Consider the following 13,469-nt stretch of genomic DNA (forward strand, 5'->3'; position numbering starts at 1 on the left):
AGGAAATCGGGTATGAGCTAGAACACAAAAGAGGCCCGGTACCAGTAGGTACCGGGCCTCTTTAGAGTGAAGTGAGAACTACTTCACGGAGATCTTGGCGCCAGCGGCTTCCAGCTTCTCCTTGGCGGCCTCGGCGGCCTCCTTGTTGACCTTCTCCAGGATCGCCTTCGGAGCGGCCTCGACCAGCTCCTTGGCCTCCTTCAGGCCCAGGCCCGAGACGACCTCACGGACGACCTTGATGACCTGGATCTTCTTGTCACCGGCCGACTCGAGGACGACGTCGAACTCGTCCTGCTCCTCAGCGGCCTCGGCCGGAGCAGCGGCGCCACCGGCAGCGGCGACGGCGACGGGGGCAGCGGCGGTGACCTCGAAGGTCTCCTCGAACTGCTTCACGAACGCGGAGAGCTCCAGCAGCGTCATTTCCTTGAACGCGTCGAGCAGCTCGTCAGTGCTGAGCTTCGCCATTTTGGCGGTTCCTTTCACTTGCACACCCGGTAGAACGGGCGCGGTGTATTTCCGGGTGGTTGTGTTCAGCTCTCGGCTGCGACAGCGTCCTCGGCGGGAGCCTCGGCGGCGGGGGCGGACTCGCCCTCGGCGGCCTTCTTCTCCTGCAGAGCAGCGGCCAGGCGGGCGACCTGCGACGCCGGGGCGTTGAACAGGCCAGCGGCCTTCGCCAGGTTGCCCTTCATCGCGCCCGCCAGCTTGGCGAGCAGCACCTCACGGGAGTCGAGGTCCGCGATCTTCGCGACCTCTTCCACCGTGAGCGGGCGGCCATCCATGTAGCCGCCCTTGATGACCAGACCCTTGTTTTCCTTCGCGAAATCGCGCAGGGCCTTCGCCGCGTCGACCGGTTCGCCTTCGACGAAAGCGATGCCGGTCGGCCCGATGAAGAGGTTTTCAAGCCCCTCCACCCCAGCGTCATCGGCTGCCCGCTTGACGAGGGTGTTCTTCGCGACGCGGTAGGTCGTGCCAGTGCCGAGAGCGCGACGCAGCTTCGTCAGCTGCGACACGGTGAGGCCCGTGTACTCGGTGACGACGGCAGCCGAGCTGTTGCGGAACTTGTCCGCGATCTCGGCGACTGCATTCACCTTGTCAGGCTTCGCCATGGTCGCCTCCTCTCGATGTGCATTGGGTATTCGCCGGCATCGAGGGCCCCGGAAACGCAGAACGCCCCGGCGCAGTGGCACGGGGCGTAAAAAGCGCGCGAGCGCTTGACACTTCCTCGTCCTCCTGCGCGGGCCGCCCACATGACGCGGGACCTTCGGCTTCCTCGGCTTGCACCTCGGGAGCAACCAGCGGTCTTCGGTAGAACCAACGATGAGAGTACGTGGTGCTCTATGCGGTCTCCAAATCGGGTCCACGGCATGATGGTCGGGTGGCCGACGACGAAGAGCCCAAGGGACTGACCCCAGCGTCCGGTGACCGGGGAAAGCAGCCCGACCAGACCCCTCCGTTCGTCCCGCCCGCGCCCCCGCCAGGGCAGGTGCCGGGTGTTCCACCGAGGCAGGTACCCACCGTGCCACCGGGTCCGGTGCCGGACCAGCAGTGGCGCGAGTTCCAGGAGTTCCAGCGCTTCCAGGAGTTCCAGCGAAACTCGCCGCCAAAGCGGGGTAAGCCCACCTGGCTCCGCATCCTGCTCGGCAAATGGGTCCGCCGACTCGTCTTCCTGCTGGTGCTGGCGTTGGCGGCGATGTGGGCGTACCAGCACTACCTCGGCGGCCCGGACGAGGCGCTGCCCGCTTCTGAGACCGGGGGCGGCAAGACGGAGCGGACGGTGCTGTTCGCGTCCTCGCCCAAGGAGGCGGTGCGGGCGCTGTACGACAACATCGCCCAGGACGTCCTACCGGACGCCTGCACCCGCTTCGAGACCGAGGCGGTGGCGCTTAAATTCGCGGACGCTTTCGGGGCGGCGGACTGCGAGGCGGCCGTGCACATGCTGAACAAGCAGGTCGGCGTGGCCAACGACTACGCGGAGCCCTCGTTCCCGGCTCCGGCGAAGATGCTGCCGAAGGCGGACGGGACAGTCGTGATCAGCTCGTGCGAGATGGTGGTCCGGGACGGGCCCCGTCTTGGGGAATTCACCCTGCGCAAGATCCCGAACGCCCGGGGCGAGCAGTGGACGATCTCCGGATTCGCTTCCGAGCCGACATGCCCTACCCCTTGATCTGACTTGAGGCGGACGCGCGCGTTCGGGATCTGCCGGATCCATGGTGTGGATCGTGTCCGTCACCGTGATCGTCGTGGCGCTCGTGCTGCTGGGTGTCTTGGACAAAACCAAGAAGCGTGCTGCTTGAAGTTTGGCGCGCGGGTGCCTGAATGGGTGGTTCGCCTTTGAGTGTGGAGATCAGGCATGGGCAGTCCGACTGGTTGCGCCGGTCGCACCCAGCCCCCAGCAACAAGAAAGGCCCCGCCGAGGCGGGGCCTTTCTTCGTGTCGCTGACGCTTACGCGTTGGCGTCGTCTTCCATCAGGTTGCGGGTGCGCGCCGGGTCGACGGGGATGCCGGGGCCCATGGTGGTGCTGAAGGTGACCTTCTTCAGGAACCGACCCTTGGCCGAAGACGGCTTGGCCCGCAGGACCTCGTCGAGGGCGGCGGCGTAGTTCTCGACCAGCTTGGCGTGGTCGAACGAGGCCTTGCCGATGACGAAGTGCAGGTTGGCCTGCTTGTCGACGCGGAAGTTGATCTTTCCGCCCTTGATCTCGTTGACCGCCTTGGTGACGTCGGGCGTCACGGTGCCGGTCTTCGGGTTCGGCATCAGACCACGCGGGCCCAGGACGCGGGCGATGCGGCCGACCTTGGCCATCTGGTCGGGCGTCGCGATCGCGGCGTCGAAGTCGAGCCAGCCGCCCTGGATGCGCTCGATCAGGTCTTCCGAGCCCACGGCGTCGGCGCCCGCGGCCTCGGCCTCGGCGGCCTTGTCGCCGGTCGCGAAGACGATGACGCGGGCGGTCTTGCCGGTGCCGTGCGGCAGGTTGACGGTGCCGCGGACCATCTGGTCGGCCTTACGCGGGTCGACGCCGAGTCGCATGGCGACCTCGACGGTCGCGTCGAGCTTGACCTTGGAGGTCTCCTTGGCCAGCTGGGCGGCCTCGAGCGGGCTGTAGAGCCGCTCGCGGTCGACCAGCTCGGCCGCCTGACGGTAAGCCTTGCTGCGCTTTGCCATTGCTGTTCCTTCACATTCATTGCACACCTGGGGCAGGAAACCGTCCCCGGCGTTACGGATCAGTCGTGGTGCGGACCAGCGCCTGGCCCTCCCACACTTGCTTGGTCTAGCGGGTAGTGCTTATTCGACCGTGATGCCCATCGAGCGAGCGGTGCCCGCGATGATCTTCGCGGCCTGCTCGACGTCGTTGGCGTTGAGGTCGGCCTTCTTGGTCTCGGCGATCTCGCGGACCTGGTCCCAAGTCACCTTGGCGACCTTGACCTTGTGCGGCTCGGCCGAACCCTTTTCCACACCGGCGGCCTTGAGCAGCATCTTCGCGGCGGGCGGGGTCTTGAGCTTGAAGTCGAACGTGCGGTCCTCATACACGGAGATCTCGACCGGCACCACGGTGCCACGCTGCGACTCGGTCGCGGCGTTGTAGGCCTTGCAGAACTCCATGATGTTGACGCCGTGCTGACCAAGCGCGGGGCCGACCGGCGGCGCCGGGTTGGCCAGTCCCGCCTTGATCTGCAGCTTGATGATCGCTGCGAGCTTCTTCTTCTTGGGTGGCATTTCCGTGCTTCCTGTTATCGCGTTGTCCACCGCGGGCGAATGGCTGCGCCCGGGTGGCCGGCCGGTCCGGTGCTCGGACCGGTCAGATCTTGGAGACCTGGTTGAACGACAACTCGACCGGGGTCTCCCGGCCGAAGATCGACACCAGGACCTTCAGCTTCTGCCCGTCAGCGTTGACCTCGCTGATCGTGGCGGGCAACGTGGCGAACGGGCCGTCCATGACGGTGACCGACTCGCCGATCTCGAAGTCCACCTCGACCTGCGGGCCGCGCGACTGCGCCGCTGCCGAACCCTTCGCGGGCTTGGCCTCCTCGACCTGCGGGAGGAGGAACTTCAGCACCTCGTCGATGGTCAGCGGGGACGGCTTGGAGGTGGCGCCGACGAAGCCCGTCACGCCCGGGGTGTTGCGCACCGCGGACCAGGACGGGTCGTTGAGCTCCATGCGGACCAGGATGTAGCCGGGCAGCACCTTGCGCTGCACCAGCTTGCGCTGGCCGTTCTTGATCTCGGTGACCTCTTCGGTCGGCACCTCGACCTGGAAGATGTAGTCCTCCATGTCGAGGGTCTGGATGCGGGTCTCGAGGTTGGTCTTGACCTTGTTCTCGTAGCCCGCGTAGGAGTGCACGACGTACCAGTCACCCGGAGCGCGGCGCAGGGCGTCGCGCATCTCGGTGGCCGGATCGGCGGGGGCCTCGTCGATCGGGGCGGCGTCGGCCTCGGCAGCCGTGGTGTCCTCGGACTCCGAGGACTCCACAGCGGTCTCGGCTTCGGCGGTCTCCACGGCGTCCGACTCGGTGGCTTCGGTGGGCTCGACATCGCCTTCCGGCGACGGGGTGACAACCTCGTCGTCGGTGAGGCTGGTCAGCTCACTGCCGCCCGCGGCGCCGTTCTCGGAGGTCACAGTTGGTCTCGCTTCCTTTCATACAACACGTATTCCGCTTATTCGACCGGCGCGCCCCGCTGGGCGCAAGCTCAGCCGAACAGCCAGAACACGCCCTTGCCGAGACCCAGGTCGAGGCCCGAGATGAGGGCGACCATGAAGGCCACGAACACCAGCACCACGGTGGTGTAGGTGATCATCTGCTTGCGCGTCGGCCAGATGACCTTGCGCAGCTCGGCCACGACCTCGCGGAGGAACCGGGAGATGCGGGCGAAGATGGAGCCCTTCGACTCCTTGCGGTCCCTGGCGGGGGTGGGCCGACCCTTGCGGTCGGCCGCGTCGGAGTCGGCCTTGGCGCCGGACTTCGCCGCCCGGGCCTTGGCCCGGTCGGACTTGCTGTCCGCGTCCTTACGGGCGGCCGGGCGAGCCGTGCCACGGCGTTCCCGCCGCGCAGCGGCGGTGACCGGACGAGACGGGCGCTCCTGCTGCCCCTCTTCCCGTTCCTTGTCCTCGGCCACGCCAGTTCCTCCAACTCGGTGTGTATTCACCGCCCCGGCCGGGGGTTCACCCGGGCTGGACGTCAAACGCAGGGGCGACAGGACTTGAACCTGCAACCTGCGGTTTTGGAGACCGCTGCTCTACCAATTGAGCTACACCCCTTCGCTGCCCACCAGCGAGCCGCTGGACCGCGTTCGGACGCCTTTGACTATCCCCACTCTAACCAAGCGGGGAGCGTCAGGGCGTTCAAGCACGGAAGCATACGGTACCGGGCCCGAGGTACCGCAACCGAGTACCCCGAGCCCGGCCGCGGGCTCAGCCCGCCGCGACCTGAAGTGACTTCAGGGCCTCGGCGAGCCGCGTGATGCCGTCCTCGATCTGGTCCACCCGCACACCGGAGTACGCCATGCGCAGGGTCGACTGACCGCCTTCGAGGAGGAAGTCGGTGCCCTTGACGAACGTCACACCGCGCTCCTCGGCGGCGGGCAGCAGCTTCGCCACGTCGACGCCATCGGGCAGCTCGACCCACATGAAGTAGCCGCCCTCGGGGGCGGTGAACTTCGCCTCCGGGATGTGCTTCTCCAGGGCCGCGCACAGCACCTGGACCCGCTCGGCCAGCGCCGCGTTGACGGTGGCGATGGAGCGCTCCATGCCGCCGCTGACGCAGAACTGGTGGACGATCGCCTGCGCGAGCATGTTCGGCGAGATGTAGGTGTTGGTCGCGCGCACCCGGATCTTGTCGATCAGCGCGGCCGACCCGACCAGGTAGCCGACGCGGGTGCCCGGCGCCACGGTCTTGGAGAACGAGCTGGCGAACACGACCCGGCCGCGGCCCTCGTCGAGCTCCAGCATCGAGGGCAGTGCCTCGCCCGCGAACCGGATCAGCCGGTACGGGTCGTCCTCGAAGATCGTGAAGTCGTACTGCTCGGCCAACTCCAGCAGGCGCTTGCGCTTGGCCAGGCTCAGCGTGTAGCCGGCCGGGTTCTGGAAGTTGGGGATGATGTGCGCGAACGTCGGGCGCAGGCCGCCTTCGAGCAGCGCGGCCAGCTCGTCGGTGTCGATGCCGTCGACGTCGAGCGAGACCGGGCGCACGTCGGCGTCACGGCCGCGCAGGCCCAGCAGCGTGCGGTCGTAGGTCGGGCGCTCCACGATGACCGGCTGACCGGGCTTGGCCAGCTCGTCGAAGAGGAACGCGTCGGCCTGCATCGAGCCGTTGGTGACCAGCACCTGCTCGACCGGCACGCCGTGAAGGTCGGCGAGGTACTTGCGCAGCGGGACGTAGCCCACTGCCGTCCCGTAGCCCAGCGCGCCGCCGGGGTCGGTGGTGAGTGCGGCGTCCGCGGCGGTTTTGAGGCCGTCGACGTCGATGATGTCGAGGGAGGGGGCGCCGCGGGCGAAGGAGATGAGGTCAGATGCCGTCACGCTGCGACACTACATCTGAAATCCCGATGCCCCGCGCGTGGGGAGCCCGGTCGGGGGCTCCCCAGCGCGGCGATTCTCAGGCCTGGAAGGGCGCCAGGGCGGCGATGGCGGACGCGCGCTCGGCGTACTTCCACTTCGCCAGGTCGGCGACGGACTTGATTCCCAGCTCGGCGAGGAGCTCGTCGTGCTTGGGGGTCAGGCCCTCCAGCGCGGACGGCGGAGCGTCGAGCAGCTCGCTCAGGCTCTTGTCCTCATACGCCTTGTCGACCAGCTTGTTCAGGTTCACGGCCACGAACGTTCCTCCTGGAGCGTGTAACGACGGTCACGAAGCGTGCTCAGCCTGCACCCGTCCAGGTGTCACCGCAATGGCTGGCGATGACCTTCCCCGAAACAGCTCATGAACGCGGGCGGAGCACCGCGACGGGCTTGCCGAGCACGGTCTTGCCGTCGAACTTCGCGGTCAGGTCGATCCGCACGGTGCCGTCGTCGTTGACTGCGCCGACCTTGCCGGACACCTCGACCAGCGCGCCCTTGTCGTCGTCGGGGACGACGACGGGCCGGGTGAAGCGTGCGGAGTAGTCGAGCAGTTCGCCGTCCCAGTCGCTGACGATCCGGGCCGCGATGGCCATGGTCAGCATGCCGTGGGCGATCACATCGGGTAGGCCGACTTCGCGGGCGAAGCGCTCGTTCCAGTGAATGGGGTTGAAGTCGAGCGAGGCCCCGGCGTAGCGCACGAGGTCGGCGCGGGTGAGGGTGACCTCGATCGTCGGCAGCGTGTCGCCGACCTGTGGGGTGCTCATTCGTCGGCCTCCTCGGCGTCGCGCACGACGAGCTGGGCCTTGGCGGTGACGACCGGGTCGCCGTTCGCGTCGGCGATCTCGGCGCGCAGGGTGATGAAGTCGTTGCCCGCGCGGCTCATGATGTTGTCCACGTAGCTCGTCACGACGAGCTGGTCGCCCGCGACGAGTGGGCGGTGGTAGGTGAACCGCTGGTCCCCGTGCACCATCCGGCTGTAGTCCAGCCCGAGTTCGGGGTCGCTGACGATCCGGTTGATCGCGGCGAGGTTGACGATGGTCGTGAAGGTGGGCGGCGCGATCACGTCCGGGTACCCGGCGGCCCGCGCGGCCTCGACATCGACGAACAACGGGTTCGGATCCCCGATCGCCTCGGCGAACTCGCGGATCTTCTCCCGACTTACCTCATACACCGACGACGGCGGATACGACCGCCCGACAAATGATTGATCCAAGGCCACCGGCGAAGGCTACCCAAGCCCCGACCCACGAACGCCAAAGACCGCCCTACCAGCGGGTAGGACGGTCTCGGCAGAAAGCAGAAATCTGTAGGGACCCTCGCGTCAGCGAGTTTCCTTGTGGAGCTGGTGAGTCTTGCAGTTCGGGCAGAACTTCTTCATCTCCAGGCGATCCGGGTCGTTACGCCGGTTCTTCTTGGTGATGTAGTTCCGGTGCTTGCAGCTCTCACACGCCAACGTGATCTTCGGCCGCACATCAGTAGAAGCCACAACAAACCTTCCTTACAACAACAAGAAGAAACAACCAACCAGGACGGGACCACACGTTCCCCGCCGGGTCCCCCACCTACGGAGGGGGTCCAGGGGGCAAGCCCCCTGGGGTGGGGCCTGGGGGCTCCGCCCCCAGAAGCTATTGCGAAGCGACCCGGCTGGCGCTCTCCGCCAGCATAGGACGCCTATCGCGTAGCGGTGGCCGGACTTGAACCGGCGACACAGCGATTATGAGCCGCTTGCTCTACCAGCTGAGCTACACCGCTTTGACATGGATCAAGCCGCGACACACCGCAAGGATATCTCGGTGCAACGCGGCCGATCTGTCGAGCCCCTTTACGGAATCGAACCGTAGACCTTCTCCTTACCATGGAGACGCTCTGCCGACTGAGCTAAAGGGGCTTGTCCCTGGGGACGGGCGTAACTTTACACAGCTCCCCGGAAAGCTCCAAAACCGGGGGTGGCATCACGAGAGCAAGGTCAACACGGTCTCGTCGCGCAAGCCCTTGGCCTGCATGGTTCTGGCCTGCAGCCACGCTTCCAGCCGACTTTCCGACAGCGGGCGGGAGATCAAGTAGCCCTGGGCGACGTCGCATCCCATGGCCGCGAGCTGATCACGCGCGACGTCTTCCTCGACGCCCTCGGCGACGACCGTGAGGCCGAGCGAGTGGCCGAGTTCGACGATCGAGCGGACCACCGCGTGGTCGCCCAGATCCGTGCCCATGCCGAGCACGAAACTCTTGTCGATCTTCACCTCGTCGACCGGCAGCTGCCGGAGGTAGGCCAGCGAGGAGTAGCCGGTGCCGAAGTCGTCCACGGCGAGCACGACGCCGAGCGCGTGCAGCCTGCGCAGGACGGGCAGAGCCCGCTGCGGGTCGGCCATGACGCCGGATTCGGTCAGTTCCAGGGTGAGCAGTTCCGGCGGCACGCCATGGCGTTGCAGCGCGCCGGCGACGCGGTCGGGGAACGCGGCGTCGTCGAGGCTGCGCACCGACAGGTTGACCGCGGCGGAGATCCGCAGGCCCCGGTCGAGCCACTTGCGGACCCGGATCAGGGACTGGTCCATCACGAACCCGGTCAGCGCGTCGATCAGGCCCGCCGCCTCGACGGCGGGGACGAACTCGTCGGGGTCGAGCTTGCCGAACTCGGGGTGGCGCCAGCGCACGAGCGCCTCGACGCCGAGGACCTGGCGGCTGGGCAGCGCGACCTTCGGCTGGTAGTGGACCTTGACCTGGCCGGTCTCCAGCGCCTGGCGGAACTGGGTGACGAGTTGGAAGCGGCGCAGAAAGATCTGGCCCATGGTCGGCAGGTAGACGCGGACGTTGTCGCCGCTGGAGCGGGCTGCCCGCAGCGCGACGTCGGCCCGCTGCAGCAGCGCGTCGACGTCGACGTCGGCGGCCAGGGTCTCGCCCTCCAGCGACTTCGGTGTCGAGTAGCCGACGACCGAGCCCGCCTCGACGGTGAGCCGGTCGACCGGGTACGGAGCGGCGACTGACGCGCGCAGCCGTTCGGCGATGGTCTGGGCGCGGTCGTCGTCGGTGTCTACGAGCAGCGCGGCGAAGGCGCCGCCTTCGAGCCGGGCCAGGGCCACGGCGGAGCCGAGTTCGTCGCGCAGCCTGCGGCCCGCGGCGACGACCATCCGGTCGCTCCACGCGTAGCCGAGGGCGTCACTCACGGTGGCGAGCACATCGAGGTCGATGCGCAGGACCACGGAGTCGGGGTGGCGGCGCAGTTGGTCGCCCGCGGCCCGGCGGAAGCCGAGGCGGTTGAGCAGGCCGGTCAGCGGATCGTGGTAGGCGTCGTGGCGCAGGGTCGCCAGCAGCCTGCGGTTGTCCATCGCGGTGGCGAGGTGGCTGGCCATGGTGCCGATGAGCCGGACGTCGGGCCTGCCGAAGCCGCGCCAGCGGGACAGCTTGTCGTGCGCCTCGACGATGCCGAGCAGGTGGCTGCCGCTGCGCAGCGGCACCACCAGGGCCTCGTCGGCGCCGCGGCGCATCAGCGCGTGGCGGATCTCCGGGGCCGCGTCGCCGCGGCGGAAGTGACGGACCTGCGAGCCGGGCAGGCGCAGCAGCGCGTCGGCGCGGGCGCCGGTGGCGTCGACGCCGTGCATCTCGGCCGGGAGCTCCTCACCGGAGACGACGGTGTGCAGCGGCTGCTGGGCGTCGAACCGCAGGCGCAGCACGACTCGGGCGGCGCCGAGTTGGTCTTTGATCCGGTCGGCGATGACCTGCCACTCGTCGTCGGCGCTGTCGTCGACGCGCGCGGACTCCCCGACTCCAAGGGACGGTTTCGCGGCGGCCTGGTGGCCCGCGCGGGCGACGATGAGGCTGACTTCCGAGAGCGCTTCGAGGTCGCGCTGTTCGCGCAGCATCCCGGAGTAGGCGAGGTAGAGGGCGGACAGGCCGCCGAGGGCGAGGACCAGCAGCGGCCAGCCGGACTCGGCGTGCACCGCGACCTGGTAGCCGATCACGCCGGCGGAGGCGTTGACCATGCCGAGGACGAGGGTGCGCAGGACCAGGCGCACGGCCGCGCCGACGCGCATCCGGCGGCCGAGGACGCGCACGCACACGAGGGCGAGCAGGGTGCTCGACAGCGGCGCGACGAGCGCGCCCGCGATCACTCCGGCCCAAGACGGCCCGAAGCCCCCGAGGAGCTGGTTGACGAGGGTGAGCGTGGCGAACGCGGAGCAGATCTCGAAGATCATCGCGCCCGCGTTGTAAAGGATTCGGTCATGGACCCGGCGCACGAGCAGCGTGCCCACGCCCGCGGCGAGATGGGCGGCGAGGACGACTTCGAACGGCGCCACGAACAGGCCGATGACCAAGGGGATCTCACAGAAGGAGATCGACCATGAGACCCCGCTGCGGACGTCGATGTTGATCGCGAGCTGTTCGGCGATCAGGAACCCGAGCGCGAGCAGCAGGCCGATCCAGATCAGCTGCGGGCGGGGGTAGGAGGGAAGCCACCACGACATCAGGCAGGCGGCGGTGACGGCCGAGACGAGCACCATGAGGGAGAAGACCAGGAAGCGCCGGTTCGGCGCCGGATCCTCGGCAGGCCACTGCGGATGTTCAGCGGGTGGCGGCGACGGTGTCGCCACCGGTTCGGCCGCGCCTGAGTGGTCCGGCATGCAACCTCCTCGGACGGCCGATGGTGGGCCCGGTTGGTGTACCCCGCACATGGCGGGTCCCCCGACGGCTCGCTGACTGTACCCCGATCAGGCGAAAGAGGCACGTGTGCTAGTTACCCGCCGGCACCATGATCCGGCCATGTCCCCCGCAGGTTGATGACACTGCGCCGACCGTGACGTGCGCGTGGGCACTGTCCGACGCGATCGGCGGATTGTCGCCGAATGACCACGATCACCCCGTGCGGGTGAACCGTGGACCACGGACGTGGGTTCCGCCTGCGGTTGGATGGGCGCGTGGACCCCGCCGCGATCATCGCCGAGCACGCCGCCCGCGTCGGCGCGTCGGATCCCCTGCTGCCCGCCCCCGCGGACTTCCGTGCGGGGACGCGGTTGTCGGTCGACGGCGGAGAGGCGGTCACCTGGTTTCAGCACCTGCCGGTGGGGCTGGCGGCCAGGAGTTGGGAGCCTGCGCGCACGCACCGGATGGACGTCCGGCTGGCGGGCGACGACCGGGCCACCGTGCTCGGCGCGCTGCTGGACCAGTGGCTGGAGTCGATCAGGGACACGGTCGCGCCCGGCGACAAGGACTCCGCGGCGGTGATCGAACTGCCGAGCCGGGACACCGAGGCGGTGTCGGCGCTGGTCCACCGCGGGTTCGTGCCGTGCAGCGTGCTCGCGGTACGCAAGGCCTGCCGCGGCGGGCCGCCAGGCGACCCGGGTGTTCGCGTCCGGGCGGCGACCGCGGCGGATCTGGCGGTGGCGACCGAGCTGAACCTGGCGGTCGTGCGCTTCGACGCGCCCTTCGGCAAGATCACGCCGCGCGAGAGCACCGCGGAGGTGCTGCGCAACCAACTCCTGTTCCTGCTCGGTCAGCCGGAGCCGCTGGTGTGGCTGGCCGAACGTGCGGGCCGGGTGGTGGGCATGGTCCACATCCAGCTGCCGCCGGTGTCGAACTGGGCGAGCGGCTACGTCGCCGCGTCCGCCACGGGTTACCTCGGCTGCCTCGGTGTGGTCGAGTCCGAGCGCGGCGGCGGGGTCGGCGCGGCCCTCGCCGCCCACGCGCACGCCGTCATCGACGCCGCGGGCCCGCCGGTGACGCTGCTGCACCACGCTCTGGCCAACCCGTACTCGACACCGTTCTGGTACGCCATGGGCTACCGGCCGCTGTGGACCACCTGGATCCGCCGCCCCACCTTCTGACCCGCGAGTCCCACGTTCAAAACACCGAGTTCCACGTTCACGACACCGAGTTCCACGCCCAGGACATCGAGTTCGCAGTTCAGTCCCCGAGGAACCTCGCGATGTCGGCGATCTCCGCGTCCACCGCGTCGGTGGTGCCCTTGGGCAGCCGCCCGAACGACTCGACCTCCACCTTCCCGCGCGTGCGACGCCAGGTCGCGACCGCGCGGCCGTCGACCAGCACGGCGGGCATGACGAATCCGCCGCCCGCCTGGAGCTTGCGGGCGTGCTCGGCGGGCACCGGGCGGTCGCGGTAGCCGAGGAGATAGGCGTCGAAGTGGCCGACCAGCCGGACGGTCCGGCCGGGATCGGCGGCAGGCGGCGGTTCCTCGGCGTCGTTGAACCCGGAACGGGCCTTCCCCAACGGCAGGCCCGACCAGGTGGCGAAGTCCTCTGCGGAAGCGGGCGCGTGGCCTGCCAGGTACCGCTGCGCGAGTCGGGTGAGCGCACGCGGCTCGTCGACGGCGGGAAGATCTCCGAACCGCACGTAGGTCGGCTCGTCGTCACCGCGGTCGGGGCCGCGGCGGATCAGACCGGTCATCGCCGCGTAGGCGATCAGGTGGGCGGGCGCCTGGGTTCGGGGGTCCAGGTCGATGCCCTCGGCGCGCAGTGTCTCGACCAGTTCGGCCCGGGTCCGAGGCTGGGCAGCGGCGTCGGCGATCACCTCGGCGCCGCGGGCGGAGAGGTCGTCGTCCAGACCGAGTCGGGATCGCCTGCCACGCAGGCCGTGGGCGAACCGCGGACCGAGCAGCGCGACGATCCAGCCCGCGTCCTCGGCAGCGAGCATGTGCAGGGTTCCGCGCATTGCCCAGGTGCGAATCACCTCCCCTGTGGCGACCGCGGTGTCGACGTCGGCGCGGCTCAGGCCGTCGGTTCGGGCGCGGACAGCGAGCCGGTTGGCCCGGACGTCCTGCCCCTGCAGGGCCACGACCCGGCGCACGGCTTCGGCGGCCGACGTCGGCCGTCGACCCGCGAGCCCCTGGGCGACAGTGCGCGCGACCAGCGGATTCACCGTCGTCATGGCCCAGAAGGTAGCGGTCATGGGTCCGATCGGGGAAAGTTC

The 13,469-nt window shown here is 68.8% G+C and carries 15 protein-coding genes and 3 tRNA genes; 2 read left to right on the forward strand and 16 right to left on the reverse strand.

All coding sequences use genetic code 11. The features are described 5' to 3' along the window. Nucleotides 1–78: 78 nt before the first annotated feature. Together rplL and rplJ are read right to left on the reverse strand one after the other, a co-directional pair. A complete protein-coding gene (rplL, locus tag GPZ80_RS04265) occupies nucleotides 79–465 on the reverse strand; it encodes a 50S ribosomal protein L7/L12 (protein WP_187218440.1) in 387 nt (128 codons plus the stop codon). A gap of 65 nt (nucleotides 466–530) precedes the next feature. Next, nucleotides 531–1,106, reverse strand: a complete 576-nt coding sequence (gene rplJ / locus GPZ80_RS04270) for a 50S ribosomal protein L10 (protein ID WP_091382706.1) — start codon at nucleotides 1,104–1,106, stop codon at nucleotides 531–533. A 269-nt stretch (nucleotides 1,107–1,375) separates the two neighbouring features. Between rplJ and GPZ80_RS04275 the strand changes: the two genes are divergently transcribed. Beyond that, a complete protein-coding gene (locus GPZ80_RS04275; protein ID WP_187218441.1) occupies nucleotides 1,376–2,164 on the forward strand; it encodes a hypothetical protein in 789 nt (262 codons plus the stop codon). Nucleotides 2,165–2,443: 279 nt separating this feature from the next. On the opposite strand, the gene rplA is transcribed toward GPZ80_RS04275, so the two are convergent. The 13 genes from rplA to GPZ80_RS04340 all read right to left on the reverse strand — a co-directional run bounded on the left by rplA (nucleotide 2,444) and on the right by GPZ80_RS04340 (nucleotide 11,167). Next, complete coding sequence (gene rplA, locus GPZ80_RS04280) at nucleotides 2,444–3,163, reverse strand: 50S ribosomal protein L1 (RefSeq protein ID WP_187218442.1); 720 nt, start codon at nucleotides 3,161–3,163, stop codon at nucleotides 2,444–2,446. 120 nt (nucleotides 3,164–3,283) lie between these two features. Beyond that, nucleotides 3,284–3,715 (reverse strand): 50S ribosomal protein L11, encoded by a 432-nt coding sequence (gene rplK / locus GPZ80_RS04285; protein ID WP_187218443.1) that lies wholly within the window; start codon nucleotides 3,713–3,715, stop codon nucleotides 3,284–3,286. Nucleotides 3,716–3,797: 82 nt separating this feature from the next. Next, nucleotides 3,798–4,616 carry a transcription termination/antitermination protein NusG gene (nusG, locus tag GPZ80_RS04290; RefSeq protein ID WP_187218444.1) on the reverse strand — a complete coding sequence of 273 codons (819 nt, stop codon included), beginning with the start codon at nucleotides 4,614–4,616 and terminating at the stop codon, nucleotides 3,798–3,800. Between the two features lie 71 nt (nucleotides 4,617–4,687). Then, nucleotides 4,688–5,113, reverse strand: a complete 426-nt coding sequence (secE, locus tag GPZ80_RS04295; protein WP_091382715.1) for a preprotein translocase subunit SecE — start codon at nucleotides 5,111–5,113, stop codon at nucleotides 4,688–4,690. A 69-nt stretch (nucleotides 5,114–5,182) separates the two neighbouring features. After that, a tRNA-Trp gene (locus GPZ80_RS04300) sits at nucleotides 5,183–5,255 on the reverse strand. A 153-nt stretch (nucleotides 5,256–5,408) separates the two neighbouring features. Continuing rightward, complete coding sequence (locus GPZ80_RS04305; RefSeq protein WP_187218445.1) at nucleotides 5,409–6,515, reverse strand: aminotransferase-like domain-containing protein; 1,107 nt, start codon at nucleotides 6,513–6,515, stop codon at nucleotides 5,409–5,411. A 76-nt stretch (nucleotides 6,516–6,591) separates the two neighbouring features. Continuing rightward, nucleotides 6,592–6,807 carry a hypothetical protein gene (locus GPZ80_RS04310; RefSeq protein WP_091382932.1) on the reverse strand — a complete coding sequence of 72 codons (216 nt, stop codon included), beginning with the start codon at nucleotides 6,805–6,807 and terminating at the stop codon, nucleotides 6,592–6,594. Between the two features lie 103 nt (nucleotides 6,808–6,910). Next, nucleotides 6,911–7,315, reverse strand: a complete 405-nt coding sequence (locus GPZ80_RS04315; RefSeq protein ID WP_187218446.1) for a MaoC family dehydratase — start codon at nucleotides 7,313–7,315, stop codon at nucleotides 6,911–6,913. After that, entirely contained in the window at nucleotides 7,312–7,770 is a 459-nt protein-coding gene (locus GPZ80_RS04320; protein ID WP_187218447.1) for a MaoC family dehydratase N-terminal domain-containing protein, read from the reverse strand. Before GPZ80_RS04320 ends, GPZ80_RS04315 begins: the two co-directional genes overlap by 4 nt. A 102-nt stretch (nucleotides 7,771–7,872) precedes the next feature. Then, complete coding sequence (rpmG, locus tag GPZ80_RS04325) at nucleotides 7,873–8,037, reverse strand: 50S ribosomal protein L33 (protein WP_091382724.1); 165 nt, start codon at nucleotides 8,035–8,037, stop codon at nucleotides 7,873–7,875. A gap of 193 nt (nucleotides 8,038–8,230) precedes the next feature. Beyond that, nucleotides 8,231–8,303, reverse strand: a tRNA-Met gene (locus tag GPZ80_RS04330). A 63-nt stretch (nucleotides 8,304–8,366) separates the two neighbouring features. Next, nucleotides 8,367–8,439: transfer RNA gene (locus GPZ80_RS04335), tRNA-Thr, on the reverse strand. Nucleotides 8,440–8,503: 64 nt separating this feature from the next. Further along, nucleotides 8,504–11,167 carry a putative bifunctional diguanylate cyclase/phosphodiesterase gene (locus tag GPZ80_RS04340; protein ID WP_187218448.1) on the reverse strand — a complete coding sequence of 888 codons (2,664 nt, stop codon included), beginning with the start codon at nucleotides 11,165–11,167 and terminating at the stop codon, nucleotides 8,504–8,506. A 294-nt stretch (nucleotides 11,168–11,461) separates the two neighbouring features. Here GPZ80_RS04340 and GPZ80_RS04345 point away from each other — a divergent pair, with 294 nt between their 5' ends. Further along, a complete protein-coding gene (locus GPZ80_RS04345) occupies nucleotides 11,462–12,367 on the forward strand; it encodes a GNAT family N-acetyltransferase (protein ID WP_312880107.1) in 906 nt (301 codons plus the stop codon). A 79-nt stretch (nucleotides 12,368–12,446) separates the two neighbouring features. On the opposite strand, the gene GPZ80_RS04350 is transcribed toward GPZ80_RS04345, so the two are convergent. Next, nucleotides 12,447–13,427, reverse strand: coding sequence for a winged helix DNA-binding domain-containing protein (locus GPZ80_RS04350; RefSeq protein WP_187218449.1), 981 nt, complete (start codon nucleotides 13,425–13,427; stop codon nucleotides 12,447–12,449). Nucleotides 13,428–13,469: the final 42 nt, after the last annotated feature.

The sequence above is a fragment of the Actinokineospora xionganensis genome, from assembly GCF_014323725.1.
GTDB lineage: Bacteria > Actinomycetota > Actinomycetes > Mycobacteriales > Pseudonocardiaceae > Actinokineospora > Actinokineospora xionganensis.

Coding starts and splice junctions, on each gene's coding strand:
- rplL (WP_187218440.1), bottom strand. CDS start 465: ATGGCGAAGCTCAGCACTGACGAGCTGCTCGACGCGTTCAAGGAAATG.
- rplJ (WP_091382706.1), bottom strand. CDS start 1,106: ATGGCGAAGCCTGACAAGGTGAATGCAGTCGCCGAGATCGCGGACAAG.
- rplA (WP_187218442.1), bottom strand. CDS start 3,163: ATGGCAAAGCGCAGCAAGGCTTACCGTCAGGCGGCCGAGCTGGTCGAC.
- rplK (WP_187218443.1), bottom strand. CDS start 3,715: ATGCCACCCAAGAAGAAGAAGCTCGCAGCGATCATCAAGCTGCAGATC.
- GPZ80_RS04315 (WP_187218446.1), bottom strand. CDS start 7,315: ATGAGCACCCCACAGGTCGGCGACACGCTGCCGACGATCGAGGTCACC.
- GPZ80_RS04340 (WP_187218448.1), bottom strand. CDS start 11,167: ATGCCGGACCACTCAGGCGCGGCCGAACCGGTGGCGACACCGTCGCCG.
- GPZ80_RS04350 (WP_187218449.1), bottom strand. CDS start 13,427: ATGACGACGGTGAATCCGCTGGTCGCGCGCACTGTCGCCCAGGGGCTC.